General features: G+C 68.5%; 24 protein-coding genes. 14 read left to right on the top strand and 10 right to left on the bottom strand.

The features are described from left to right. Positions 1-3 precede the first annotated feature (3 nt). Positions 4-1164, bottom strand: a complete 1161-nt coding sequence (locus Q5H94_RS07190; protein ID WP_304560573.1) for an acyl-CoA dehydrogenase family protein — start codon at positions 1162-1164, stop codon at positions 4-6. Between the two features lie 113 nt (positions 1165-1277). Here Q5H94_RS07190 and Q5H94_RS07185 point away from each other — a divergent pair, with 113 nt between their 5' ends. From Q5H94_RS07185 to Q5H94_RS07175, 3 genes are read left to right on the top strand one after another with little or no spacing between them, the layout of a single operon-like run. After that, positions 1278-1964 carry a nitroreductase gene (locus Q5H94_RS07185; RefSeq protein WP_304560572.1) on the top strand — a complete coding sequence of 229 codons (687 nt, stop codon included), beginning with the start codon at positions 1278-1280 and terminating at the stop codon, positions 1962-1964. Between the two features lie 21 nt (positions 1965-1985). Further along, entirely contained in the window at positions 1986-2954 is a 969-nt protein-coding gene (locus Q5H94_RS07180) for an NAD(P)H-dependent flavin oxidoreductase (protein WP_304560571.1), read from the top strand. Next, positions 2951-4036, top strand: a complete 1086-nt coding sequence (locus tag Q5H94_RS07175; protein ID WP_304560798.1) for a CaiB/BaiF CoA transferase family protein — start codon at positions 2951-2953, stop codon at positions 4034-4036. The genes Q5H94_RS07180 and Q5H94_RS07175 overlap by 4 nt, the downstream gene beginning before the upstream one ends. Positions 4037-4042: 6 nt before the next feature. Here Q5H94_RS07175 and Q5H94_RS07170 read toward each other — a convergent pair whose 3' ends face one another. From Q5H94_RS07170 to Q5H94_RS07155, 4 genes are read right to left on the bottom strand one after another with little or no spacing between them, the layout of a single operon-like run. Beyond that, positions 4043-4816, bottom strand: a complete 774-nt coding sequence (locus Q5H94_RS07170; protein WP_304560570.1) for an SDR family oxidoreductase — start codon at positions 4814-4816, stop codon at positions 4043-4045. After that, the gene (locus Q5H94_RS07165; RefSeq protein ID WP_304560569.1) at positions 4816-5970 is read right to left on the bottom strand and encodes an acyl-CoA dehydrogenase family protein; all 1155 of its coding nucleotides are present in this window, start codon (positions 5968-5970) and stop codon (positions 4816-4818) included. Before Q5H94_RS07165 ends, Q5H94_RS07170 begins: the two co-directional genes overlap by 1 nt. Beyond that, positions 5970-6998: an acyl-CoA dehydrogenase family protein gene (locus tag Q5H94_RS07160; RefSeq protein ID WP_304560568.1), complete on the bottom strand. Its 1029-nt coding sequence runs from the start codon at positions 6996-6998 to the stop codon at positions 5970-5972. Before Q5H94_RS07160 ends, Q5H94_RS07165 begins: the two co-directional genes overlap by 1 nt. A 22-nt stretch (positions 6999-7020) precedes the next feature. Next, entirely contained in the window at positions 7021-7803 is a 783-nt protein-coding gene (locus Q5H94_RS07155; protein WP_304560567.1) for an IclR family transcriptional regulator, read from the bottom strand. 106 nt (positions 7804-7909) lie between these two features. Between Q5H94_RS07155 and Q5H94_RS07150 the strand changes: the two genes are divergently transcribed. Genes Q5H94_RS07150 through Q5H94_RS07115 form a run of 8 tightly spaced genes read left to right on the top strand, consistent with a single transcriptional unit; the run spans position 7910 to position 17175 of the window. Then, a complete protein-coding gene (locus Q5H94_RS07150) occupies positions 7910-8830 on the top strand; it encodes an SDR family NAD(P)-dependent oxidoreductase (RefSeq protein WP_304560566.1) in 921 nt (306 codons plus the stop codon). Next, the gene (locus Q5H94_RS07145) at positions 8830-9666 is read left to right on the top strand and encodes a MaoC family dehydratase (protein ID WP_304560565.1); all 837 of its coding nucleotides are present in this window, start codon (positions 8830-8832) and stop codon (positions 9664-9666) included. Before Q5H94_RS07150 ends, Q5H94_RS07145 begins: the two co-directional genes overlap by 1 nt. Further along, a complete protein-coding gene (locus tag Q5H94_RS07140) occupies positions 9663-11117 on the top strand; it encodes a 3-oxoacyl-[acyl-carrier-protein] synthase III C-terminal domain-containing protein (RefSeq protein WP_304560564.1) in 1455 nt (484 codons plus the stop codon). The genes Q5H94_RS07145 and Q5H94_RS07140 overlap by 4 nt, the downstream gene beginning before the upstream one ends. Before the next feature lie 27 nt (positions 11118-11144). Then, a complete protein-coding gene (locus Q5H94_RS07135) occupies positions 11145-12353 on the top strand; it encodes an acetyl-CoA acetyltransferase (protein WP_304560563.1) in 1209 nt (402 codons plus the stop codon). Next, entirely contained in the window at positions 12346-13521 is a 1176-nt protein-coding gene (locus Q5H94_RS07130; protein WP_304560562.1) for an acyl-CoA dehydrogenase family protein, read from the top strand. The genes Q5H94_RS07135 and Q5H94_RS07130 overlap by 8 nt, the downstream gene beginning before the upstream one ends. Beyond that, positions 13521-14738 (top strand): CoA transferase, encoded by a 1218-nt coding sequence (locus Q5H94_RS07125; RefSeq protein ID WP_304560561.1) that lies wholly within the window; start codon positions 13521-13523, stop codon positions 14736-14738. The genes Q5H94_RS07130 and Q5H94_RS07125 overlap by 1 nt, the downstream gene beginning before the upstream one ends. Next, on the top strand, positions 14735-16369 hold the full coding sequence (locus Q5H94_RS07120; RefSeq protein ID WP_304560560.1) for an acyl-CoA dehydrogenase family protein: 1635 nt from the start codon (positions 14735-14737) through the stop codon (positions 16367-16369). Before Q5H94_RS07125 ends, Q5H94_RS07120 begins: the two co-directional genes overlap by 4 nt. Further along, positions 16369-17175, top strand: coding sequence for an HTD2 family dehydratase (locus tag Q5H94_RS07115; RefSeq protein WP_304560559.1), 807 nt, complete (start codon positions 16369-16371; stop codon positions 17173-17175). The genes Q5H94_RS07120 and Q5H94_RS07115 overlap by 1 nt, the downstream gene beginning before the upstream one ends. A 2-nt stretch (positions 17176-17177) precedes the next feature. On the opposite strand, the gene Q5H94_RS07110 is transcribed toward Q5H94_RS07115, so the two are convergent. Beyond that, positions 17178-18209: an MDR family NADP-dependent oxidoreductase gene (locus tag Q5H94_RS07110; RefSeq protein ID WP_304560558.1), complete on the bottom strand. Its 1032-nt coding sequence runs from the start codon at positions 18207-18209 to the stop codon at positions 17178-17180. An 8-nt stretch (positions 18210-18217) separates the two neighbouring features. Continuing rightward, positions 18218-19000 carry an enoyl-CoA hydratase-related protein gene (locus Q5H94_RS07105; RefSeq protein ID WP_304560557.1) on the bottom strand — a complete coding sequence of 261 codons (783 nt, stop codon included), beginning with the start codon at positions 18998-19000 and terminating at the stop codon, positions 18218-18220. Between the two features lie 122 nt (positions 19001-19122). Here Q5H94_RS07105 and Q5H94_RS07100 point away from each other — a divergent pair, with 122 nt between their 5' ends. The 3 genes from Q5H94_RS07100 to Q5H94_RS07090 all read left to right on the top strand — a co-directional run bounded on the left by Q5H94_RS07100 (position 19123) and on the right by Q5H94_RS07090 (position 21664). Next, a complete protein-coding gene (locus tag Q5H94_RS07100; protein WP_304560556.1) occupies positions 19123-20355 on the top strand; it encodes an MFS transporter in 1233 nt (410 codons plus the stop codon). Further along, positions 20352-21242 (top strand): alpha/beta fold hydrolase, encoded by an 891-nt coding sequence (locus tag Q5H94_RS07095; RefSeq protein ID WP_304560555.1) that lies wholly within the window; start codon positions 20352-20354, stop codon positions 21240-21242. The genes Q5H94_RS07100 and Q5H94_RS07095 overlap by 4 nt, the downstream gene beginning before the upstream one ends. 62 nt (positions 21243-21304) lie before the next feature. Next, positions 21305-21664 carry a hypothetical protein gene (locus tag Q5H94_RS07090; RefSeq protein WP_304560554.1) on the top strand — a complete coding sequence of 120 codons (360 nt, stop codon included), beginning with the start codon at positions 21305-21307 and terminating at the stop codon, positions 21662-21664. A gap of 12 nt (positions 21665-21676) precedes the next feature. On the opposite strand, the gene Q5H94_RS07085 is transcribed toward Q5H94_RS07090, so the two are convergent. From Q5H94_RS07085 to Q5H94_RS07075, 3 genes are all read right to left on the bottom strand, one after another. Continuing rightward, on the bottom strand, positions 21677-22819 hold the full coding sequence (locus tag Q5H94_RS07085; RefSeq protein WP_304560553.1) for an acyl-CoA dehydrogenase family protein: 1143 nt from the start codon (positions 22817-22819) through the stop codon (positions 21677-21679). A gap of 81 nt (positions 22820-22900) precedes the next feature. Further along, on the bottom strand, positions 22901-24196 hold the full coding sequence (locus Q5H94_RS07080; protein WP_304560552.1) for an FAS1-like dehydratase domain-containing protein: 1296 nt from the start codon (positions 24194-24196) through the stop codon (positions 22901-22903). A gap of 29 nt (positions 24197-24225) precedes the next feature. Continuing rightward, on the bottom strand, positions 24226-25746 hold the full coding sequence (locus Q5H94_RS07075; protein ID WP_304560551.1) for a class I adenylate-forming enzyme family protein: 1521 nt from the start codon (positions 25744-25746) through the stop codon (positions 24226-24228). Positions 25747-25769 lie beyond the last annotated feature (23 nt).

Here is a 25769-nt window from a genome sequence, read left to right as displayed (position 1 = left end):
CCCTCAGGCCGCCCGCGGCCGGATTGCGGCAATCAGCCGGCTTTCCCAAAGCGACGCGCCGCCGAGCGCGAGCGCGAGATAATTCGAACGCCGGTAATGCAAATGGCAGTCGAATTCCCAGGTAAAGCCCATGCCGCCATGCACCTGGATGGTGTTGGCGGAGCAGAGTTGGTACGCCTGCGTCGCCGCCACCCGCGCGGACGCGGCGGCTGCGGGCAGCGTGTCGCTGTCCACCGACAGCGCCCACGCGCCGTAATAGCAATTCGACCGCGCCAGCTCGAGCGCGACGTACATATCGGCGAGCATGTGCTTGATCGCCTGGAACGACCCGATCTGCCGCCCGAAGGCGAAGCGTTGCAGCGCATAGTCACGCGCCATGAACAAGGCGGCCTCCGCCCCGCCGATCTGTTCGAACGCGGTGAGGACGGCGGCGCGGTCGCGCACGCGGTCGAGCAGCGCCCAGCCCTGTCCGGCCGCGCCGAGCGGCTCGACCGGCGTATCGGCGAAGCTCAACCGCGCGTGCTTGCGCGTCGGGTCGATCGTCTTGACGCCCTCGCGCGTGACGCCCGCCGCGCCGAGATCGGCGAGGAACAGCGACTGGCCGCCTGCCTCGTCCTTCGCCAGCACGATCGCGAGATCGGCGGCGATGCCGTCGGCGACCGGGATCTTCACCCCGCTCAGCTTGCCGCCGCGCACCGTCGCGGCGATCGCGCCGGGTGTCGTCTCGCCCGGCCGTTCGGCCAGTGCGACCGTGCCGATCGCCGCCCCCGATGCCAGGCGCGGCAGCCACGCGGCCTTCTGCGCGTCGCTGCCTGCGATCAGCAGCGCCTCGCTCGCCTGATAGACCGAGGACACGGTCGGCAGCGGCGCGAGCGAGCGGCCGAGTTCCTGCGCGACGAGACACAGTTCGAGATAGCCCGCACCGACACCGCCATATTGCTCCGGCACGGCGGCGGCGAGGAAGCCGCTCTCGCCGATCTCGCGCCACAGCTCGGCGCTGTGCCCGGCTTCGCCGTCCGCCACCGCGCGCACGACCGATATCGGGCAACGCTGGTCGAGCAGGCGGCGCACGCCGTCGCGCAGCTCCTTCTGGTCGTCGGAAAAGTCGAACTGCATCGCTGTTCTCTCCTCGGTCGGCGAGTCGCTGCCGCCTGCCTCTTGCATCGTCGATCCTACATAGATAATGCCGTTATCTACGCAAGGGAAGATTCTTCCAAGGCGCTTGCATGGATCATCGGGCTCGAACAAAGCGAAGCGCGAACAAGGCGGAGAATGTGATGCAGGCGGTCCCCGACAGATTCGAAACGCTCGATGCGGTGCTGCACGAACGCCGTTCGGTGCGCGGCTTTCTGCCCGATCCCATCCCTGAGGAAGCGCTGCACCGCATCTTCGCGGCCGCCCAGCAGGCACCGTCGAACTGCAACGTCCAGCCCTGGGTCGTCCACGTCGTATCGGGCGATGCTGCGGAGGGCATGCGCACCGCGCTGCACGATCATGCCGCGACCGGCGCACCCGAGGATCCCGATTTCGCGCTGACCGCCAATTACCCCGGCGAATATCGCACGCGCCGCATCGACGCGGCGATCGCGCTCTTTTCCGTCACCGGCGTGGCGCGCGACGACAAGGTGGCGCGCGAGGCGAGCTTCCTGCGCAACTTCGCTTTCTTCGACGCGCCGCACGCCGCCTTCATCTTCCTGCCCGACTGGTGCGGCATGCGCGAGGCGGCCGATTGCGGCATGTACGCCCAGTCGCTGATGCTCGCGCTCACCGCTGCCGGCTATGCCTCGTGCGCGCAGGGGGCGCTTAGCTGGTATGCGCCGATCGTGCGCGAACGGCTCGGCGTGCCAGGCGACATGCGGCTGCTGTTCGGGCTCGCCTTCGGCACCGAAGATCCGGCGCATCCCGCCAACGCCGCGCGCACCACCCGCGCCGCCGTGACCGACGCCATTCGCTTTCACCGCTGACGCTTTCGAACGGGGACCGACATGAAGACCAGAATCACCGAAATGCTCGGCATCGAGCATCCCATCGTGCAGGGCGGCATGATGTGGGTCGGCACTGCGGAGATGGCGGCGGCCGTCTCCAACGCGGGCGGGCTCGGCATCATCACCGCGCTGACGCAGCCGACGCCCGATCTGCTGCGCGCCGAGATCGCGAAATGCCGCACGCTGACGGACAAGCCGTTCGGCGTGAACCTCACGATCCTGCCGTCGATCACCCCGCCGCCCTACCCCGAATATCGCCAGGCGATCATCGACGAGGGCGTGAAGATCGTCGAGACGGCGGGCTACAAGCCGCAGGAGCATGTCGATCACTTCAAGGCGCACGGCATCACGGTGCTGCACAAATGCACCGCCGTGCGCCATGCGCTGTCGGCGGAGCGGATGGGCGTCGATGCGATCTCGATCGACGGTTTCGAATGCGCGGGCCATCCGGGCGAGGACGACATCCCCGGCCTGATCCTGATCCCGGCGGCGGCCGACAAGGTGAAGATCCCGATGCTCGCCTCGGGCGGCTTCGGCGACGGGCGCGGGCTGGTCGCGGCGCTCGCGCTGGGGGCCGATGGCATCAACATGGGCACGCGCTTCTGCGCGACGGTCGAGGCGCCGATCCACCCATCGATCAAGCAGGCGATGGTCGATGCCGACGAGCGATCGACCGAGCTGATCTTCCGCACTTACAAGAACACTGCGCGCGTCGCCAAGAACGCGATCACCGCGCAGGTCGTCGCCAACGAGGCGGCGGGCAAGCCGTTCGAGGAGATCGCGCATCTCGTGAAGGGCGCGCGCGGCAAGGAGGGGCTCGACAACGGCGATCCCGATCACGGCATCTGGACGGCGGGCATGATCCTCGGCCTGATCCATGACATCCCGACCTGCCAGGTGCTGATCGACCGCATCATGGCCGAGGCGAACGCGATCATCGCCGAACGGCTGGCGGGGTTCGTCCGCTGAGCGAGGCGCCGCTTGCCGGATTGAAGGTGGTCGAGTTGGCGCGCGTGCTGGCCGGCCCCTGGGCCGGGCAGACGCTCGCCGATCTCGGCGCCGACGTCGTCAAGGTCGAGGGGCCGGCGGGCGACGATACGCGCACCTGGGGCCCGCCCTGGGTCGACAATGCCGACGGCAGCCACGACGCCGCCTATTTCCATGCGACCAACCGCGGCAAACGCTTCCTCACCGCCGATTTCGCGACGCCCGAAGGCCGCGAAGCGGTGCTCGCGCTGGTCGCCGAAGCCGATGTCGTGATCGAGAATTTCAAGGTCGGCGGGCTCGCGCGCTTCGGGCTCGACTATGCCAGCCTGTCGCGCCGCAATCCGCGCCTCGTCTATTGCTCGATCACCGGCTTCGGGCAGGACGGCCCCTATGCGGCGCGCGCCGGCTACGATTTCATCATCCAGGGCATGAGCGGGATCATGGACCTCACCGGCGATCCGGCCGGGGAGCCGCAGAAGATCGGCGTCGCCTATGCCGATGTGATGACCGGGCTGTATGCGGTGATCGGCATCCAGGCCGCGCTCGCCGAGCGGGAGCGGACCGGCCTCGGCAAGCAGGTCGACATGGCATTGCTCGACGTGATGGTGGCGACGCTCGCCAATCAGGGGATGAACTATCTCGTCTCGGGCATCAGCCCGCGGCGGCTCGGCAACGTCCACCCCAATGTCGCGCCCTATCAGGTGTTCCCGACGCGCGACGGGCCCTTCATCCTCGCGGTCGGCAACGACGAGCAATTCGCCCGCTTCCGCCGCGTCGTGGGCCTGGCCGAGGACGCGCGCTTCGCCAGCAACGCCGGGCGCATCGCCGCGCGCGACGATCTGGCGGCCGTCATCACCGCCGCCACCGCAAGCTGGGAACGCGACGCGCTGCTCGCCGCGCTCGAGGCGGTCGGCGTGCCCGCCGGGCCGATCAACACCGTGGCGCAGGCCTTCGCCGATCCGCAGGTGATCGCGCGCGGCATGGTGTCCGCGATCGCGCGCGAAGGCGCCGCGCCGGTGCCGACGGTGCGCCTGCCGATCCGCTTCAGAGACCCCGCCGCCTGAGGCGTCTCACATCGCCGAAATGCCGCCGTCGAGCTTGAGTTCGGAACCCGTCATGAAGCGGCTCTCGTCGGACGCCAGATAGGTCACGGCGTGCGCCACGTCGTCGGGATCGCCCAGCCGCCCGAGCGGCACCTGCTTCGCCATCTTCGCGAACACCGTCGCCTCGTCGCGGTCGCCGACGATATCGTTGAGGATCGGCGTGCGGATGAAGGTCGGGTGGATCGTGTTGGCGCGAATGTCCCAGCCCTGCCGCGCGCAGTGTAGCGCGATCGACTTGCTGAGCAGCCACACTGCCGCCTTCGACGCATTGTAATTGGCGAAATTATGCCCCGCGATCAGCCCGGCGATCGACGAGATGGTGACGATCGACGCCGGCTGGCTCTCGCGCAGCAGCGGCAGCGCGTGCTTCGCACCCAGGAAAACGCTGTCGGTGTTGACCGCCATGCCGCGGTGCCATTCCTCCAGCGTGAAATCCTCCACCGATCCCATCAGCGCGATGCCGGCATTGTTGACCAGCACCGACAGCCCGCCCATCGCCGCGCGCGCGTGATCGATCGCCGCGATCCAGTCCGCCTCGCTGGTCACGTCGTGGCGCATCGCGAAGGCGACGCCCGCGCCCACCTCGGCGTTGATCGCCGCCGCCTGCGCCGCCACGCCCGCATCGTTGCGATCGGTCAGCAGCACCTGCGCGCCCTCACGCGCGAGGTGCAGCGCGACGCACGCGCCGATGCCCTGCGCCGCGCCCGTCACCAGCGCCTTCTTGCCCGCGACCCGCCCCATCAGCGCAGCCCCAGCCCGCGCGCGATGATGCCGCGCAGGATCTCGCGCGTGCCCCCGCGCAGCGACCAGGACGGCGCGTTGAGCACGATATTGGCCAGCACCGCATTGTAGTTCGACGTCGCGGCGCGGTCGGGCTCGGCATCGATCAGCGACCGCGCGATATCGGGGATCGCCTGTTCGAACAGCGCGCCCTGATCCTTGACGATGGCGGCGTGAAGCGCGGGATTCTCGCCCGCCTCCAGCATCGCCGCCACGCTGCGCGACAGCCGCCGCAGCACGATGAGATGCGCCGTCAGCCGCCCGATCGCGGCCCGCGCGAGGTCGCTGTCGCTGCCCTGCAACGCCGCGATCAGCTCGACGATCAGCTGGATCGAGGACAGGAACCGCTCCGGCCCGCTGCGCTCGAAGGCGAGCTCGCTCATCACCTGCTGCCAGCCCTGCCCCTCGGTGCCGATCAGCGCGCCGGCCGGCACCAGCGCATCCTCGAAATGACATTCGTTGAAATGATGCTGCCCGGCGAGATCGATGATCGGCCGCACGGTGAGCCCCGGCGTATTCTTCATGTCGATCAGGAACTGGCTCGTCCCGGCCTGGCGGTCGGCGGGGGTGCTGTCGCCCGACCGGCAGAACAGGATCATGTAATCGGCATTGTGCGCGTTCGACGTCCAGATCTTGGTGCCGGTGATGCGCCAGCCGTCGGCGCTGCGCACCGCGCGGGTGCGCGTGGCGGCGAGATCGGAACCCGAGTCGGGCTCGCTCATACCGATGCAGAAACACGTCTCGCCCGCCGCGATGCCGGGCAGCACGCGCCCCTTCTGCTCCTCGGTGCCGAAGCGCAGCAGCGTCGGCCCGCTCTGCCGGTCGGCGATCCAGTGCGACAGGACGGGCGCACCCGCCGCCAGCGTTTCCTCGACCACGACATAGCGTTCGAACGCGCTGCGCTCGTGCCCGCCGTATTGCTTCGGCCAGGTCATGCCGAGCCAGCCGCGCGCGCCCATCTTGCGGCTGAAATCGCGGTCGTAGCCGTTCCAGCTGTCGGAACGTGCCAGCGGCGTGCGCGCCGGTATCGTTTCGGCGAGGAACGCGCGAACTTCGTGGCGCAGCGCCTCGGCGGCCTCGTGGCGCGGCGGGCTGGAGAACCGAATCGCGTCCATCATGCCGCCTCCGTCACGAACTGCCAGAACCCGGCGCCACCGGCGGCGAGCGCGGCGCGGCCGAGCAGGTCGCTCCAGTAGCGCGTTCCGCCCTCCTCGTCGCGCCAGCTCCACAGCGCCGTGGTGTACCAGTGCAGCCGGTGCTCGACGGTGAAGCCGATCGCGCCGTGAAGCTGCTGCGCGATCGCGACGGCGCTGCCGGCCGCCTCGCGCGCGCGGATCGTCGCGGCGGCGATCGCCAGCGTCGCCTCCGCCGGGTCGCCCGCCAGCGCCTCCGCCGCCATGTCGGCCGCCGCTCCCGCCACCGCGACATCTCCGCCGAGCTTCGCCAGCTCGTGCTGCACCGCCTGGAATTTGGAGAGCGACCGCCCGAACTGCACGCGGTCGGACACATGCTCGATCGTCAGCGCGAGGACGGTCTCCAGTGCGCCCGCGATCTGCAGGCTGCGCAGCGCGGCCCCTGCGAGCAAGGGCGACACACCCGTCGCCGGGCCGCTCGCCTCGCAATAAGCGTCGATCGCGAGGTCGTCGCGCGGCATCGCGGCCAGATTGGTGGATCGCTCCGCCACGGTGCAGCCGGCGCCGATGCGAAACGTGTGCGCACCATCGGCCACGACCAGTGTCGAAAGGTCGCGCGCCCAGGGTACACGCGCCGCAGTGCCGGTGATCCGCCAGCCCGCGCCCTCCCCCGCAATCGTCAGTCCCGCCCCGTCGATCAGCGCGGCGGGCCCCTCCGCCAGCGGCAGCCCGGCCGCGCCCAGCGCGCCGTTCGCCAGCATCGTTTCGGCCAGCGGCAGCGGCAGCGCGTGCGCGCCCGCCAGCCGCACCAGCGCAAGCGCGTCCACCGTCTCGACGCCGAAGCCGCCGGCCTCCTCGCTCACCAACGCGAGCGGCAGGCCCATCTCGGCAATCGCGTCCCACGCCTCGCCGATCCATTCGCCGCCGCGCGCGCGGCGCATCGCCGCATCGTCGATCCGGTCGGCGAACAGCCGCTGCGCCGCCTCGATCAGCATCGCGCCGTCGCTCATGGCCCTCTCCTTCTTTCGTTCGTCATGCCGCGCGGCTGATCGCGCGGCCCAGTGCCTGCGCCGTCTCATGCACGCGCGCGCCGATGAGATCGAGTGCCGCCGCATCGCGGCCCGCGAACATCGAGGCGGACAGCACGAACCGCGCGACGCCGCTTTCGTCGGGGATTGCGGCGGCGACGGTGGCGATGCCGCGGTTGATCTGATCGACATCGACCGCGAAACCGCGCGCCTCGGTCGCCCGGATCTCCGCACGATAGTCCGCCAGCGACGGCGCGTTCTGCCAGCGCAGATCGGCGAAGGCGGCGGCGATCGCCCCATCGTCGAGCCGCCGCGTCGCCAGCATCGCGCGCCCCGTGGCACCGGCGGCGGCGGGCTGGCGCTGGCCGACGACCATGTGGATGCGCGTCGCCGCCTCGCTCTCCGCCAGCGCCGCCAGCACCAGCCGGTCGCGCGGCGCGAGCCGCCACAGCCCGATCGCGGCATCATGCGCATCGGCGAGCGCCGCCATCGGCCCCTCCGCCGCCTGCACCACCGCGTCGCGGCGCAGCGCGCGCCGGGCGAGGTCGATCGTACCGAGCCCGAGCGTATAGCTCTTGGTGACGGGATCGAAGGCGACCATGTCCTCCGCCACCAACGTCCGCAGCACGTTGAAGCACGAGCTCGGCCCGATGCCGAGCGCCCGCGCGATCGCCGTCACCCCCGCGCCGTCCTGCCGCGATCCGAGGAAGCGCAGCACCGCGACCGCCTGCACCACCGATCCGACCGGCGGGCGGCTGAGCGCGGGAAGGGAGGTTGCGACGTTCATGTCACCCTCTCTGCCATTCACGATCGTGAATGTCCATTCTCATAGTTGAACAGGTTAGCGAGGTGCGCTACGGCCTCTTCAACATCGAGAGAATCGAGAGGATGGCATGACGGGTTCGGCGACACTCGAAGGCAAGGTCATTGCGGTGACCGGCGCGGGCCGCGGCATCGGGCGCGAGATCGCGCTGCTGTGCGCGCGGCAGGGCGCGGCGGTGGTGGTCAACGATCTCGGCGCTACGGCAGAGGGCGAAGGCACCGATGCGGGGCCCGCCGAGGAAGTCGTCTCGATCATCCGTGGCGAGGGCGGCAAGGCGATCGTCAACGGCGCCAGCGTCGCCGATCCCGAAGGCGCCGTCTCGATCGTCGAGGATGCGGTCAAGAATTTCGGCGGCATCCACGGCCTCGTCAACAATGCCGGCATCCTGCGCGACCGTATCTTCCACCGCATGAGCGCGCTCGACTGGAGCCAGGTGATCGACGTTCACCTCAACGGCTGCTTCAACACGTCGAAGGCGGCGGCACCCTATTTCAAGGATCAGGGCTTCGGCCGCTTCGTCCACTTCACCTCGACGTCGGGGCTGATCGGCAATTTCGGCCAGGCCAATTATTCCGCGGCGAAGATGGGCATCTGGGGCCTGTCGAACAGCCTCGCGCTCGACATGGAGCGTTTCGGCGTCACCTCCAACTGCATCGCCCCCTTCGCCTGGAGCCGCCTGATCGCGACGATCCCGGCGACGACGCCCGCTGAGCAGGAGCGCGTCGAACGCATGAAGTCGATGTCGGCGGACAAGATCGCGCCGATGGTCGCCGCTCTCCTCACCGATGCCGCCGGCAAGGTGACGGGCCAGACCTTCGGCGTGCGCAAGAACGAGATCTTCGTCTTTTCCAAGCCGCGGCCCGTCAAGTCGCTCCACCGCAGCGAAGGCTGGACGCCCGAGACGATCGTCGACGATCTGCTCCCCGCGATGGAAAGCGCGATGACGCCGCTCGCGCGCTCGGCGGAAATCTGGCCCTACGATCCCGTCTGATGCCGCTCGATCCCGACATCTTCCTCTCGCACCCGCCGATCGAGACGCGGCAGCGCATCACCCCCAACAAGGTGATCCTCTACGCGCTCGGCGTCGGCGCGACCGAACTGCCCTTCGTCTATGAGGACGGGCTGAAGGCGTTGCCCGGCATGGCCGTCATCATGGCCTATCCCGGCTTCATCTGGCGCGACCCGAAGCTCGGCGTCGACTGGAAGAAGATCCTCCACGGCGAAACCAGCGTCACCTGCCACGCGCCCCTCCCCACTTCGGGCGAGCTGATCGGATCGAGCACCTTCGGCCCGATCTTCGACAAGGGCGCGGCCAAGGGCGCGGTCGTCTACCAGACGCGCGAGATCCATCACGAGGACGGCACGCACGTCGCCACGGTGCGCAACGCGACCTTCCTGCGCGGCGACGGCGGCTATGGCGGCTCGTCCGACGGCCAGCCCGCGCCACACGCGATTCCCGATCGCGCGCCCGATATCGTCCACACGCTGACGACGGCCGAAAACCAGGCGCTGATCTACCGCCTGTCGGGCGACATGAACCCGTTGCACGCCGATCCGGCGGTGGCGCAGGCGGCGGGCTTCCCGCGCCCCATCCTGCACGGCCTGTGTACCTTCGGCATCGCCGGCCGCTCCTTGCTCGCCGCGCTTGGCGACAATGCGCCGGAGCGGATCAAGCGGATCGACGCGCGTTTCTCCTCGCCGGTTTTCCCCGGGGAAACGATCCAGACCGAAATCTGGCGCGAGGGCGACGGCACGGCCGCCTTCCGCGCGAAAGTCGTCGAGCGCGATCTCGTCGTCCTCAACAACGGCTATACGGAGTTCCAATGACCGCGGACATCGGCATCCTCAGCTTCGGCGCCTACATCCCGAAAGGCCGGTTGCAGCGGCAGGCGGTCTATGCCGCCAACGCCTGGTTCGCGGGCGGCCTCAAGGGCCTCGCCAAGGGCGAGCGCGCGGCGGCGAACTGGGATGAGGATACGATCACGATGGCGGTCGAGGCCGCACGCGACACGCTCGTCGGCGTCGACCGCGCAGGCGTCGGCACGGTGTCGCTCGCCTCGACCACCCTGCCCTTTGCCGACCGGCTCAACGCGGGCGTCGTCAAGGAGGCGCTGACGCTCGACGACGGTACGGCGGCGATCGACGTGACGGGCAGCCAGCGTGCCGCCACCTCGCAGCTCATCCAGGCGCTCGATGCGGCGGCAGGCGCGGCCCGTCCCCACCTCGCCGTCGCCAGTGAGATGCGCAAGGCGCGGCCCGCGTCCGAAGGCGAACTCAACTACGGGGATGCCGCGGCCGGCGTGCTGGTCGGCAAGGGCGACGTGATCGCCAGATATCTCGGCAGCCATTCGACCACGATCGATTTCGTCGATCACGTCCGCGCCACCGGCGCCGATTTCGATTACACCTGGGAAAGCCGCTGGATCCGTGACGAGGGCTATACCGGCCTGATCGGCGCCGCGATCAAGGGCGCGCTGGCGAAACTCGGCGTGACAGGCGCCGAGATCGATCGCTTCGTCGTTCCGCTCACCCTGCGCGGCGTGCCGGAAGGTCTCGCCAAGCGCGCGGGCGTGAAGCCCGAGGCGGTGGTCGAGTCGCTCGGCGCCACCGTCGGCGAGGCGGGCGTCGCGCACGCCACGCTGCTGCTCGCCGCCACGCTGGAGGCGGCCGCGCCGGGCGAGAAGATCCTGCTTGTCGGCTTCGGCCAGGGCGTCGACGTGCTGCTGTTCGAAACCACCCCCGCGATCGCATCGTTGCCTGCGCGGCGCGGCGTGAAGGGCTCGATCGCGCGCGGTGCCAAGACCGACAATTACATGCGCTTCCTCTTTCACCGCGGCCTGGTCGAGCTCGAGCGCGGCCAGCGCGCAGAGGCGGATCAGAAACAGCCCGGCACCACCTTGTGGCGCAATCGCAAGGCGGTGCTCGGTCTGGTCGGCGGGCGCTGCACCAAGACCGGCACGGTGCAATTCCCCAAGAGCGACATCGGCGTGAACCCCAATGATCATGCGGTGGGCACGCAGGAGGATTATCCGCTCGCCGACGTCCGCGCGAAGATCGTCACCTACACCGCCGACAGCCTCACCTATTCGCCCAATCCGCCGAGCTATTACGGCATGATCGACTTCGACGGCGGCGGGCGCATGATGGTGGAATTTGCCGATGTCGACGCAAGCGACGTCGAGGTCGGGCGCGACATGATGATGATGTTCCGCATCAAGGCGGTCGACGAGATGCGCGACTTCACCAAATATTTCTGGAAGGCGGTCCCGGTCGCCTGACCGGGGTTTCGAGCAGGAGACAAGACGATGGCCAAGGGCATCAAGGACAAGGTCGCGATCCTCGGCATGGGGTGCGCGAAGTTCGGCGAACGCTGGGACAAGGACGCCGACAGCCTGATGGTCGAGGCCTATGAGGAGGCGATCGCCGACGCCGGCATCGACACTTCGCAGATCGACGCGGCCTGGCTCGGCGTGGCGTTCGACGCGGTCAACATCGGCCCCTCGGGCATCCCGCTGTCCACTGCGCTGCGCCTCAAGAATATCGGCGTCACCAAGGTCGAGAATTACTGCGCGAGCGGGACCGAGAGCTTTCGCGGCGCGGTCTATGCCGTCGCCTCGGGCGCGGCCGACATCGCGCTCGCGCTCGGCGTCGAGAAGCTGAAGGACACCGGCTACGGCGGCCTGCCCGTCCGCACGCGCGGCACGATGCACGACATGACCGGCATCACCGGCTCCGCCCCCGGCAATTTCGCGCAGCTCGCCTCGGCCTATCGCAGCGTCCACGGCGTGTCGAAGGACGATCTCAAGCGCGCGATGGCGCATGTCTCGGTCAAGAGCCACGCCAACGGCGCGAAGAACCCCAAGGCGCATCTCCAGAAGGCGGTCGACATGGATACGGTGCTGAACGCGCCGATGATCGCCGAGCCGCTCGGCCTGTTCGATTGCTGCGGCGTGTCGGACGGCGCGGCCTGCGCGATCGTCACCACGCCCGAAATCGCCCGCGCGCTCGGCAAGACGGATCTCGTGACGGTCAAGGCGCTGCAGATCGCGGCGTCGAACGGCTGGGAGATCCAGCAGGGCGGCGGCTGGAACGGCAGCTTCTTCCACACCACCCGCGTCGCCGCCGCCAAGGCCTATGAGGAAGCCGGCGTCACCAACCCGCGCGAGCAGATCAGCCTGATGGAGGTCCACGACTGTTTCTCCGTCACCGAACTCGTCACGATGGAGGATCTCTACATCTCCAAGGAAGGCGACGGCTGGCGCGACGTGCTCGACGGCTTCTTCGATGCCGACGGCACCATCCCCTGCCAGATCGACGGCGGCCTCAAATGCTTCGGCCATCCGATCGGCGCGTCGGGGCTGCGCATGATCTACGAGAATTATCTCCAGCTGCTCGGCCGCGCCGGCCCGCGCCAGCGCCAGACCCCGCCGAGCCTCGCGCTCAGCCACAATCTCGGCGGCATGCCGAGCCAGAACGTCTCCGCCATCGCCATCGTCGGCATGGCCGATGCCTGACACCCCCGCCGATGCGATGGACGAGGAGACGTTCGAGGCGTTCCTCGATCAGCTCCGCCGCTACGTCCGCGAACGGCTGATCCCGGCCGAGCCGCAGGTCATCGCCGACAACCGCGTGCCCGACGAAATCCTCGCCGAAATGCGTGACATGGGCCTGTTCGCGCTGACGACGCCGGCCGAACATGGCGGCGCGGGGCTCGGCATCAGCCAGTATATCCGCACCATCCGCGAACTCGGCAAGCCGGCGCCCGCCTTCCGCGCGGTGATGTCGATCAACACCGGCATGTTCACCACCGCACTGAAAAAGGGCGGCACGGCCGAACAGCAGGCGGAATGGATGGCGCGCTCGGCAAACGGCGAAATCGCCTGCTTCGGCCTTACCGAGCCCGACAGCGGCTCCGACGCCGCCGGGCTCAAGACGCGGGCGACGCGCGACGGCAACGGCTATGTCCTCAACGGCACCAAGCGCTACATCACCAACGCGCCGCTCGCGAAGATCGGCCTCATCATGGCGCGCACCAATGCGGAACCGCTGCCGAAGAACGCGCATATCGGCGCCTTCCTGATCGACATGACCGCGCCCGGCGTCTCGATCGGCAGCCCGGACAAGAAGATGGGCCAGTCGGGCGCGCTGATCGCCGACGTCATCCTCGAGGATGTGCGCGTGCCCGGCGACGCCCTGCTCGGCGGCGAGGAGGGCAAGGGCTTTCTCGCGGCGATGCAGGCGCTCGATTCGGGGCGTCTCTCGGTCGGCGCGGCGGCGCTCGGACTCGCCGAACGCGCGCTGGAGACGGGGCTGCGCTACGCGATGGAGCGCAAGGCCTTCGGCGAGCCGATCGCGCAGTTCCAGCTCATCCAGGCGATGCTCGCCGACAGCCGCGCGGAAATCTATGCGGCGGAATGCATGATGCTCGACGCCTGCAGGCGCGCCGAGCGCGGCCGCGCCAGCCTCGAATGTTCGGCCTTCAAGATGTTCTCGACCGAGATGTGCGGCCGCGTCGTCGACCGCGTCGTGCAGATCCACGGCGGCGCAGGCTATCTCGCCGAATATGAGGCCGAGCGGCTGTTCCGCGACGCGCGCATCTACCGCATCTACGAAGGTACGACGCAGATCCAGCAGCTCGTCATCGCCAAGCAGATGATCCGCGACTTCCAGGCCAACGGCTAATGTACGATCTGCTCGGCGGAATGCGCGTCGTGGAGGCGTCGTCGTTCGTCGCCTCGCCCAGCGCCGGCCTCTATCTCGCGCAGATGGGCGCGGAGGTGATCCGCGTCGATCAGCTCGGCGGCGGCCCCGATTTCCGCCGCTGGCCCAAGGCCGATACCGGCGCGAGCCTCTATTGGGAGGGGCTCAACAAGGGCAAGAAATCGGTCGCGCTCGATCTGGGGCGGCCCGAGGGGCGCGAACTGCTGGCGGCGCTCGCGACGGCACCGGGCGCGAAGGCGGGGCTGTTCCTCACCAACTTCCCGGTCGAGGGGTTCCTCGCGCATGACACGCTGGCCGCGCGCCGCGCCGACCTCATCACCGCGCGCATCATGGGGCAGGCGAACGGCGGCCCGGCGCTCGACTATACCGTCAACGCCGCGCTCGGCATCCCGCAGATCACCGGGCCGGAAAGCCTCGGCGACGAACCCGTCAACCACGTCCTCCCCGCCTGGGATCTGCTGACCGGCGCCTATGCCGCCTTCGCGCTGCTCGCCGCGCTCCAGCACCGGCAGGCGACGGGGCGCGGGCAGGAGGTGCGCATCCCCCTCGCCGACGTCGGCATCGCCACCATCGCCAACCTCGGCCAGCTCGCCGAGATGCTGACGACGGGCGACAATCGCGCGCGCTACGGCAACACCGTCTACGGCGCGTTCGGCCGCGATTTCCTGACCGCGGACGGCGTGCGGCTGATGGTGATGGCGATCACCCCGCGCCAATGGACCGGCCTCGTCGCGGCGCTCTCGCTGGCCGATCCGGTGGCGGCGATCGAGGCCGCGCGCGGCGTCTCCTTCGCGAAGGACGAGGGCGTGCGCTTCGAACACCGCGACGCGCTCTTCCCGCTGGTCGAGGCGGCGGTGGCGCAGCGGCAATCGGCCGAACTCGGCGCGACCTTCGACCGGCTCGGCTGTTGCTGGGGCACGTATCAGACGATGCGCGAGGCGGTCGACGATCCCGCGCTCGTCGCCGCCAATCCGGTTTTCAGCACGATCGAACAGACCAGCGGGCTTTCCTATCCGGTGCCAGGCGCGATGGCGACGATCCCGCAGGAACCGCGCCGCCCACCGGTGCGCGCGCCCTTCCTCGGCGAGCATAGCGACGAGGTGCTGGCGGACGTTCTCGGCCTCGGTTCGGGCGAGATCGGCAAGCTCCACGACGCCGGGCTGGTGACACAGGCATGAGCGCGACGCTCGATCTCGCCCGCGCCGCGATCCCCGCGCTGCACCGCTTCGCCGACGCCGCACGCGAGGCGGTGCGCGCGCGCGTCGCCCCCGGCGGCACGCTCGATCCCGCGCGGCTCGATGCGGAACAGCGCGCCGCGCACGGCCTCGCCTGGATCGCGACGACGGTCGCCGCGCTCGACGGCCTGCTCGCCTGGGCCGAAGCGGCGGCGGTGCGCGGCGACTATGGCGATGCCGAGGCGCACGTGCTGGCGATCGGCTTCGGCGAATATGCCGCGCAACTGCTCGGCGGCCTGCCGATCAGCGCCAACGAGATCGTCCGCCCCGCGCAGCTCGGTATCGCCGCCGACGCCGCCGCGCTCGCCGCCGATCCGGCGGTCGCCGCGCTCGTCGATGCGGGCGCGGACCCGCAGGCGCGCGCCGCCCTCGTCGCGCACGTGCGCGGCGGCGGCGGCCTCGCCGAATCGCTCGGCGACGAGACGATCGACGCCATCCGCGACCAGTACCGCCGCTTCACCGCCGATCGCATCACGCCGTTCGCGCACGGCTGGCACCTCGCCGATGCGCTCATCCCCGATGCGCTGATCGCCGAACTCGCCGCGCTCGGCACGTTCGGCGTGTGCATCGCGCCCGATTTCGGCGGCCTCGGGCTCGGCAAGCTCGAAATGTGCATCATCACCGAGGAACTGTCGCGCGGCTGGATCGGCGCGGGCTCGCTCGGCACCCGCTCGGAAATCGCGGGTGAGCTGATCGGGCTGGCGGGGACGCCCGAGCAGAAGGCGCAGTGGCTGCCCGGCATCGCCAGCGGCGCGGTGCTGCCCACCGCCGTCTTTACCGAACCCGCCAACGGCTCCGATCTCGCCAATCTCGCCACCCGCGCGGTGGCGGGCGCGGAGGGCTGGGCGATCAGCGGCGCCAAGACGTGGATCACCCATGCCGCGCGCAGCGACCTGATGACCCTGCTCGCGCGCACCGGCGGGCCCGGCAACGCGGGGCTCAGCATGTTCCTCGCGCCGAAACCGCGCGGCACGGAGGACGATCCCTTCCCCGCGCCCGGCATGTCGGGCGGCGAGATCGGCGTGCTCGGCTACCGCGGGATGCGCGAATACGAGCTGGTGTTCGACGGCTTCGCGGCCCCGGCCGACGCCCTGCTCGGCGGCGAGGAAGGCCAGGGCTTCCGCCAGTTGATGAAGACCTTCGAGGGCGCGCGCATCCAGACGGCGGCGCGCGCGGTCGGTGTCGCCTGGCGCGCGTTCGAGCTCGGCCTCGCCTATGCCGTCGAGCGCCGCCAGTTCGGCCGCCCGCTCGCCGATTTCCCGCGCGTCCACGACAAGCTGGCGATGATGGTGGTGGAGACGATCGCGGCGCGCGAGCTTGCCTATTTCGCCGCGCGCGAAAAGGACAAGGGCCGCCGTTGCGACGTCGAGGCGGGCATGGCCAAGCTGCTCGCGGCGCGCGTCGCATGGAGCAATGCGGATAACGCGCTGCAGATCCACGGCGGCAACGGCTATGCGCTCGAATCGGAGATCAGCCGCGTGCTGTGCGACGCCCGCATCCTCAACATCTTCGAAGGTGCTGCGGAAATCCAGGCGCAGGTGATCGCACGAGGGCTGATCGCGACGAGGAATTGATGACGACCGACACGCGGACCGATCTGCTCACCCCCGCGCTCGCCGCGCGCTACGCCGCCACGTTCGATCGCGAGACTGCCGCCCACGCGCCGCAGGGTATCCATTGGTGCCTCTGCACCCCGGAAGCCGCGACCACCGGCCTCGGCGCGGACGGCCATCCCGCGGGCGGCGGCGGCTTCCTGCCCGAGAGCCCGCTGCCGCGCCGGATGTGGGCGTCGAGCGCGGTGTCGTTCCACGGCCCCCTGCCGGTCGGCGCCGCGATCGAGCGCGTCTCGACCGTGCTCGACCGCACCGAAAAGACCGGCGCGTCGGGCACCCTGCTGTTCGTGACGGTCGGGCATGAAACGCGCGCTGACGGCGCGCTCGCGGTGTCGGAGAAACAGACGATCGTCTACCGCGCCGCGGCCGCACCGGGGGCCCCGCCACCGCCAGCGCCGCCGCCCGCGCCCGAGGAAGCATGGGACTGGCAGCGCGAGATCGTGCCGGGCGCCCCGCTGCTGTTCCGTTACTCCGCGCTCACCTTCAACAGCCACCGCATCCATTACGACCTGCCCTACGCGCGCGACGTGGAGGGCTATCCCGGCCTTGTCGTCCACGGGCCGCTGATGGCCAGCCTGCTGCTCGATCTCGCCGACCGCGAACTCGGCCGGGACGCGCTCGCCAGCTTCGATTTCCGCGCGGTCGCCCCCGCCTTCATCGACGCGCCGCTGACGTTGCTCGGCCGGCGCGAGGGCGACGCGGTGGCGTTGCGCGTGCGCTCGGCCGCCGGATACGATCACCTGACCGCAACCGCGCGGCTGCGCTAAGTTCAGTCCGCCATCTGGTGGATTTGCTGGCCGATGTTGCGGCCGCCGGTCAGCGAATTGACCGCCTCGTGAAGGTTGGTGAGCCCGCCGGTGATCGTCGCGCTCGGCACCACCGAACCGTCCCGCACCCGCTGCAGCATCTCCGCCTCGAAGCGCGGAAACTCGGCGAGATGATCACTCGAAAGATAGCCGCGCAGCGTCAGCCGCTTGCCGATCGCGATCATCAGGTCCGGGCCGCCGCCCTCCGCTCCGTCGCCGCTATACCCCGACACCTGCCCGCACAGCACGACCCGGCCGAAGACGTTCATCAAGCCAAAGGCGGCGCGCTGCACCGCTCCACCGACATTCTCGAAATACACATCGACGCCGTCGGGGCACGCCTCCGCCAGCGCCGCGACGAAATCCGGCGATTTGTAATCCACGCACGCGGCGAAACCGAACCGCTCGACCACCGCGCGGCATTTTTCGGTGCCGCCGGCGATCCCGACGACGCGCGCACCCGCCGCCTTGGCGAGCTGCCCGGCGACCGATCCGACTGCCCCCGCCGCCGCCGACACCAGCACCGTCTCGCCGCCATGCGGACGGCCGATCTCGGTGATCCCCAGCCATGCGGTGAAGCCGGTCATGCCGAGCGCGCCGAGATGCAGGTGCAGCGGCCCGTCCGCCGGATCGACCCGCTTCACGTCGTGATGCGGTGTGGCCGGATCGAGCACGAGAAAGCGCTGCCGCACCGTCAGGAAGGCGCGAACATGGTCGCCGTCCCGGAACGCGGGGTTGCGACTCTCGACCACGCGCCCGACGATCGCGGAGGTCGGCACGCGGTTGCCGGGCCGCAGCTTCATCGGATAGGCGGCGTGCGGATCGATCATCGCGCGCGCACCGGCATCGACCGCGGCGAACAGCGTCTCGACACGGATCTCCCCGGGCTGGAGCGGCACCAGCGCCTCGGCGGGATAGGCGTAGACATCCTGCCCAATCGGGCCCGGCGGCGGCAGATGATCGACGCGAACGACGATGTTCGAAGGCTCGCCCATCCCCGCGGTCACTTGCCCTTGAACACGGCCGGGCGCTTCTCGCGGAACGCGGCGACGCCCTCGTTGAAATCCTCCGTGCGGCCCGCGTCGCGCTGCGCAACGCGCTCGTTCGACAGCGCGGTCTCGAAACTCGCGTCGAGTACCGACCACGCCACCTGCTTGATGATGCCGAGCGAGCTCGGCCCCTGCGACAACTGCTTCGCCAGCTCGAACGCCGCCCCATCGACCTCCTCGTCCGTGACAACGCGATTGATGAGTCCCCATTCAAGCGCACTCTCCGCCGGCAGCTTCTTGCCCAGCAGCATCATCTCCATCGCCCGCACTCGGCCGATCGCGCGCGTGAGGAAGTAGGAAGCGCCGCCGTCCGACGCGAGGCCGACGTTGCGGAACGCCATGAGGAACGCCCCGCTCGTCCCCGCCACGATCATGTCTCCGGCAAGGGCGATTCCGCACCCAACACCCGCCGCCGCGCCGCGCACCGCCGTCACCACCGGCGCCTTCGACGCGCGCATCTGGTAGACGACCGGGTTGAATATCCCATCGAGACGGCCGCCCATGTCGCGGCCCTTGTCGTTGAGGTCGATGCCGCCTTCCGCAAGGTTCGCGCCCGAACAGAAGCCGCGCCCGACCGATCCCAGCATGATCGCCCGTGCCTCGCGCTCGCCGCGCCAAAGGGCGTCGAGCAGTTCCTCGCCCATCCGTGTCGTCATGGCGTTCAGCGTCGTAGGGTCGTTGAGTTTGATGACCGCAACATCGTCGGTGATCTCGTACAGGATCTTCTCGTAGGTCATCGTCTTTCCCTCGGTTTCCAGGCCCGCGCACACATGCGGGCAATTTGACAGAAGCACATGGCCGCCTATGGAGAAGTATAACGTAGTTGCCTAGCAGATTGCCGGAAAGAAGGGCCAGACAGATGCGGCAGGGAGACGCGTTCGCACCGTTTCGCCAGCCCGTCTTCCGGGCGATCTGGCTGGCGACCCTGATCTCCAATTTCGGGGCGATGATCCAATCGACGGGTGCGGCGTGGATGATGACCTCGCTCACCGGTTCGCCGCGCATGGTGGCGCTCGTCCAGTCCTCCGCCACCCTGCCGATCATGCTGCTCGCGCTGTTCGCGGGCGCCGTCGCCGACAGCTACGACCGCAGGCGCGTGATGTTGGTCGCGCAGTTCGTGATGCTCGCCGCGTCCGCCGCGCTGGCGGTGCTGACCTGGCTGCACGCGATCACGCCGGCAGTGCTGCTGGTCTGCACGCTCGTCGTCGGCTGCGGGACGGCGCTGCATGGCCCGTCGTGGCAGGCGTCGATCCGCGCGCAGGTGCCGATCGAAGATCTGCCGGCGGCGGTCGCGCTCAACAGTATCAACTTCAATGTCGCGCGTTCGGTCGGCCCGGCGGTCGGCGGCGCGCTGATGGCGCTGTTCGGCGCGACCGCCAACTTCACGCTCAACGCTTGTTCCTATCTCGGGCTGATCGTCGTTCTGCTACGGTGGAAGCCGCGCTTCGATCATCCGCCCCAGCGCGAACCGCTGGTGGCGGCGATCCGCAGCGGCATAGCCGCCGCCTACGCGACACCGCCGGTACGCTGCGCGTTGCTGCGCGGTGCCGTTTTCGGCGTAACGGGGGCGGGGCTGTGGGCGCTGATGCCGCTCGTCGCACACGATCTGCTGCACGGTACGCAGGCGGACTTCGGGATCATCCTCGGCGCGTTCGGACTGGGGTCGATTGCCGGCGCGACCGGGGCGACGCGCGCGCGGCGGCGCTTCGGCACCGAACGCGTGTTCGCCGGCGGGACGTTGCTCTATGCCGCCGGGTCGGCGGGCGCGGCGCTGTCGCCCACGCTCGGCTGGACGGTGGTGGCAGCGGCGCTTGCCGGGTCGGCGTGGGTCACGGTCCTGTCGACCATCAACGTCACGGTGCAGATGGCCGCGCCGCATGCTGTCATCGGTCGCTGCCTGGCGCTCTACCACATGCACGCCTTCGGCGGGCTGGCGGTCGGCAGTTTCCTGTGGGGCAATGTCGCCGAGCGGATCGGCACGCAGACCGCGATCCTGCTGTCCGCCGCCGGGTTGTTCGCGTCGCTGCTGCTGGCGATTCCCTTGCCGCTTCCCGGCGTCATCTCAATTGAAAGCGAAGAGGCCCTTGCATGACCGGAGATGAAGCGACTGCGGCGTGGCTGCGTGCGCAATGGGCGGTGCCTGCGACGGAACACGCCGTCGCGGTCGAGGGCGCGCGCATAACCTATCGCGGCTGGAATCTGGACGCGCACGATCTGCCCGGCCTGCTGCTGATCCACGGTTTTCGCGCGCATGCGCGCTGGTGGGATCATATCGCGCCGTCGCTCGCACGCACGCACCGCGTCGCCGCCATCAGCCTGTCGGGGATGGGCGACAGCGATCGCCGCCCCGCCTACGCCCGCGCCCAGATGGCACGAGAGGTGCTGGCGGTGGCGGCGGATTGCGGGTTCGATCCGGTTACGCTGGTCGCCCACAGCTTCGGGGCGATGTCGGGCATCATGGCGTCGATCGCGTCGCCCGATCGCGTGCGGCGGCTCGTCATCATCGACACCGCGCTGCCGACTGCCGCCGATGTCGGCCATCAGATCCCTGTGCCGCCCAAGCGCCTCTATGCGACACGCGAGGAAGCGATGGAGCGCTTCCGCCTGATCCCGCCCGGCGCCTGGCCCAATCCGCTGGTGCTGAAATACATCGCCCATCATTCGGTTCGCGAGACAGCCGAGGGCTGGACGTGGAAATTCGACGAGGACGCCGCCACCTCGCTGAATGCCGAGGCGCACGCCTATCGCGCCGATCTGTTCGGCATCACCGTGCCGACCGACGTCATCTACGGCGCGGAAAGCGAGATCATGACCCCCGAACGCCGCGCCATGGCGGCGGAAATCGCGGTGGATTGCGGCATACCGGTCGAAATCCCCTGTACGCACCATCACATCATGATCGAACAGCCGGTCGCGCTCGCGGCGGCGCTTGACGCATTGCTCGCCACGCCGCGCAACAAGATTGCGTGCAAGGCGTGATCTACGTTAAATACCGAACAGGCGTCGGCAGAACGCACGGACACTAGGAGCGAGGGAAGATCGTGCTGGAATTGACGCTGGACCCTGTCGCCAAGATCCTGAAGCTCGAGACGACCGGCTATCTGACGGTCGAGGACGTGCGCCGCTATCGGTACGAACTGCTGCATATGGCGAGCCAGGCGCGCGAGCGGTTCGGGCGGGTCCGCATGTATGTCGACAGCACCGACGGGCGCGTGCAGCCCGCCAACGTGATCGCGGAATTCGCCGATCTCCCGTCGATCATCCAGGGGCCGGACGATCGCATGGCGGTGGCGGTCGGCTCGGCGCTGTCCCTCCTTCAGGTCAAGCGTTCGGTCAAGAGCGATCAGGAACGCGCCTTCCTCACGCCCGAAGAAGCGCTCGACTGGCTCAACAACGAGTAATGCGGACGCCGTTCAGATCGAACGGCTGACCACTTCCTTCATGATCTCGTTGGTGCCGCCGAAGATGCGCGTCACGCGCGCGTCGCGCCACAGCCGCGCGACCATATATTCGTTCATATAGCCCGCGCCGCCATGAAGCTGCAGCGCTGCGTCGATCACGCGGCCCTGCATGTCCGAATGCCACTGCTTCGCCGCCGAAGCCTCCGCCGTGGTCAGCTCGCCGCGCATATGGCGCGCGATCGCCCAGTCGAGATGCGCCCAGCCGACCTGGAGCTGGCTCTTGAGATCGGCGAGGGTGAACTTGGTGTTCTGGAATTCGAACACCGTCTTGCCGAACGCCTTGCGGTCCTTGGTAAAGGCGACCGCCTCGTCGAACGCACGCTGCGCCGCCGCCTGGCACGACACCGCGATCGACAGCCGTTCCTGCGGCAGCTGGCTCATCAGATAGATGAAGCCCTGCCCCTCCTGCCCCATGCAGTTGGTGATCGGCACGCGCACGTCCTCGAAGAACAGCTCGGACGTGTCGGCGCTGTGCTGGCCGATCTTGTCGAGGTTGCGCCCGCGCGCGAAGCCGGGCGTATCGCTATCGACCAGGATCAGCGAGGTGCCCTTCGCGCCGAGCGTCGGATCGGTCTTTGCGACCAGGATCACGACATCGGCGAGCTGGCCGTTGGTGATATAGGTCTTGTTGCCGTTGATGACGTAGTGGTTGCCGTCCTTGCGCGCGGTCGTACGCACCCCCTGCAGGTCGGATCCCGCACCCGGCTCGGTCATCGCGATCGCGGCGATCACGTCGCCGGAGACCATGCCGGGCAGATATTTCTGCTTCTGCTCCTCGGAGCCGTAGGTCTCGATATATTCGGCGGTGATGTCGTTCTGGAGCGTGATGCCCGCCGACGATCCGGCATAGGCCAGCTCTTCCGCGACGACGGCGTTGTAGCCGAAATCGAGGCCGAGGCCGCCGTATTTCTCATCGACATTGGGGCTGAGCATGCCCGCCTCGCCGCACGCCTTCCAGAATTCGCGCGTGACGATGCCGTCATGCTCGAACTTGTCGAGATTGGGGACCAGCTCGCGCTCGAAGACATGCCGCACGGTATCGCGGAACATCGCATGTTCCTCGTTGAAGGCGGTGCGGGTGGACATGTCGAGCATGATATTCTCCGGTCAATCGTCTCTCGCCGAAAGCACAACGGGCGCGCCTCGTCAAAGGCGCGCCCGCGTGCGGTTCGGGGGTTACTTGCGCTTGGAAGCGGCCAGCAATTCCCAGTGGCGCGCCATCATCTGGGTCGCCTGTTCCTGCAGCTCGCGCGGCACGTCGGGATAGAGCGGCAGCTTGCCCTTGGACGGAAGGGCGATCGTCGCGGTCGCACGGACCGTCTCGTCGCCGCGCTGGTTGGTGAAGCGCACCGCGACGTCGACCAGGTTCTGGCCGCCTTCCTCGCGCTTGGCGGTCACTTCGCCGGTGACGAACTGCGTGTCGCCCATATAGTTGAACTTGCGGATCTCGTCATGGACCTTCAGCACGATGCCGTCGTCGCCCGCCCAGTCGCTGAGATAGTGGAACAGGTAATTCTCGCGCATGACGCCGTAGTCATACGCCATGGGATTGCCGATAGCCTGCGCCCATTTCGGATCCCAGTGCAGCCGCTGCGCGACGTCGGGGATGCCGTATTCGTTCTTCACGTAGAACGGCGCGATGCGCTTGCGGTTCTTGTGCGCGAGACGGCCGACGGTCGGCGCATAGGGCACAAAGCCATAGCCGCCGGCGTGGAAGCAGATGACGTCGGTGACGGTGAGCGGGCCCTTGGCCATCTTGCCGAGCGAATCGCCGACATGCACGCTCGCGAAATCGCGCGGCACCGGGCCCTGCACCTTCTCCTGCGCGTAGACCTCGTCGATATCGGCCATCTGCTCGTCGGTGTAGGTCGCCGGCTCGAGCGCCGAATACTTGCCCTTCTTCGCCGCCGTCTTGCGCTCGGTCAGCACGCGCAGGATGCGATAGACCGCGACGACCTCGCCGCGCTGGTTGATCTTGACGTCGCGGCGCACGTTGATGACCGAACGGCCCGAGAATTCGGACTGTTTGACCTCGCAGCTTTCCTCACCGTTGTAGCTGTAGAGCGTGTCGCCCGGATAGATCGGCCGATACCAGTCCCAGCTCGAGCCCGACACGAAGACGTGGACACCGCGGAACAGCGACTTCTTGAGCGCCTTGATTTCGTCGGGCACGGGATCGCCGAGCATCGGCGAATTGATGATGCCCGCCATCATGCCCGGCGCGATCGTGCTGCCCCAGCGCGTCGATTTGGCATAGTCCGGCTCGCAGAACAGCGGATTGTCGTCCCCATTGCCGTGGCTAAAGTTGCGGATGTTGTCGGTCGTCGCGGTCTGGATGTATTCGCGCGTCTTGGCGGGCTCGTAGAAACCGACCAGCTTCTTCTGGCGCTCGATATCCTCGTCGGTGATCGCGTAATCGACGGCCTTCTGCCACTCGTCGCTCTTGAGAATGTCTTCGGACTTGGTCGCCATGATCGTGTCTTTCTGTCGCAGGAAGGGGTTCAGGCCGCGTCGGCGGCAGCAGTTTCGAACAGTTCGCGCACCGCGGGAAGCGCCGGCTTCATCGAAGGCGTGCGCGGCACGTCGTCAACGATCAGGAACTGGACCGGCACCTGATACGGCATCAGATGTTCGCGGCCGTACGCGGTCAGCTCGGCCTCGGTCGGCGCGGTCGCGCCGTTCTTGAGGATGATCACCATCTTCGGCACCGCGCCAAGGCGGCGGTCCTCGATGCCGACCGTCACCGCCTCGCGCACCGCGGGGTGGTTCTCATAGGTCTTGTTGAGATCGTCCGGGTGGACCTTGAAGCCGCCGCGGATGATCGCGAGATCGGCGCGGCCCTTGATGAAGAGGAAGCCATCGGCATCGATGATCGCACGATCGGTGGTGCGCAGCCACTCGCCGCGGTTGGCGAACTGCGCCGCCTTCATCTCGAGCACGCCTTCCTCGCCAGCCGGCAATTCCTCGCCGGTTTCGGCATTGACCACACGCCCGGTCACGCCGGGCTGGAACCGCCCCACGCTGCCAAGCTTGTCCTTCCAGAAGGTGTGGAAGTCCTTGAGGCCCCATCCCGCGACCGCACCGGAAAATTCGGTCGCGCCGTAATTCTGGAGAACGGGCAGATTGTAGCGCTCCATGAACTCGGCCGTAACCGAGGGATCGAGCGGCGCCGCCCCGGTGCGCAGCGCGACCAGGCTCGACAGATCCTCCTTCGGGATGTTCGCATCCAGGATCATGCGCAGGCCTGCGGGCACTGCGCCCGCAACCTTGGGCTTGTGCCGGACGATCGCGTCGCGCCAGCTCTCGACCGAGAATTTCTCGAGCAGGCACGCCTTGCGGCCGCCCGCGATGCAGGTCAGCGCGCCCCACAGCCCGCCGATATGCGTCATCGGATTGGACAGGATGGTCGTGCCGGGGCGCAGCTTGGCCGCGTCACCCTCGTTGCGGTCCTTCTCGTAGACAAGCGCGCCGGCGAAGCTCTTTTCGAAAGCGTCGCGCTTCAACGGGATGCGCTTGGGCGCGCCGGTGGTGCCGCTGGTCAGCATTTCGATGATGACGCCGGGCTGTTCGCGCACCGTATCCGCGCCGATCGTCTCGAAGCCTGCGCGCAGAGTCGCTCCCTCGAGGATGCCGGGGAGCTGGATCACTGCAGAGCCCGCCGCCTTCAGCGCATCGAGCACGCCGGGACGCTCGAGATCGTCCTGACCGGCGATTACCACCGGCAGCTTCAGCCCCTCGATATCCTTGATCAGCCGCTCGTCGGGATAAAGCGGATTGATCGAGACCATGCACGTATCGGCGGCAACCGATGTCAGCACCGCCGCGAAGGCGGACGGGCGATTGCGCACCATCACGCCGACGCGCGTGCCTTCGCCCAGCCCCAGTGTCGCGAGCTGCGCGCGGATCGCGGCGATCGTGTCGGCGAGCTGGCCCCAACTGTACCATTTACCCTGATAATCGATCACGTCCGCGTCGCGATCGATTGCGAGCACGCCGTTCAGCAGATCAGAAAACACGGACATCGAACACTTCCCCAGTCTCTTAT

The organism is Sphingomonas immobilis (assembly GCF_030580995.1).
Taxonomy (GTDB): domain Bacteria; phylum Pseudomonadota; class Alphaproteobacteria; order Sphingomonadales; family Sphingomonadaceae; genus Sphingomonas; species Sphingomonas immobilis.
Note: the sequence above shows the minus strand (reverse complement) of the source record. Positions and strands in the feature narration are given on the sequence as shown.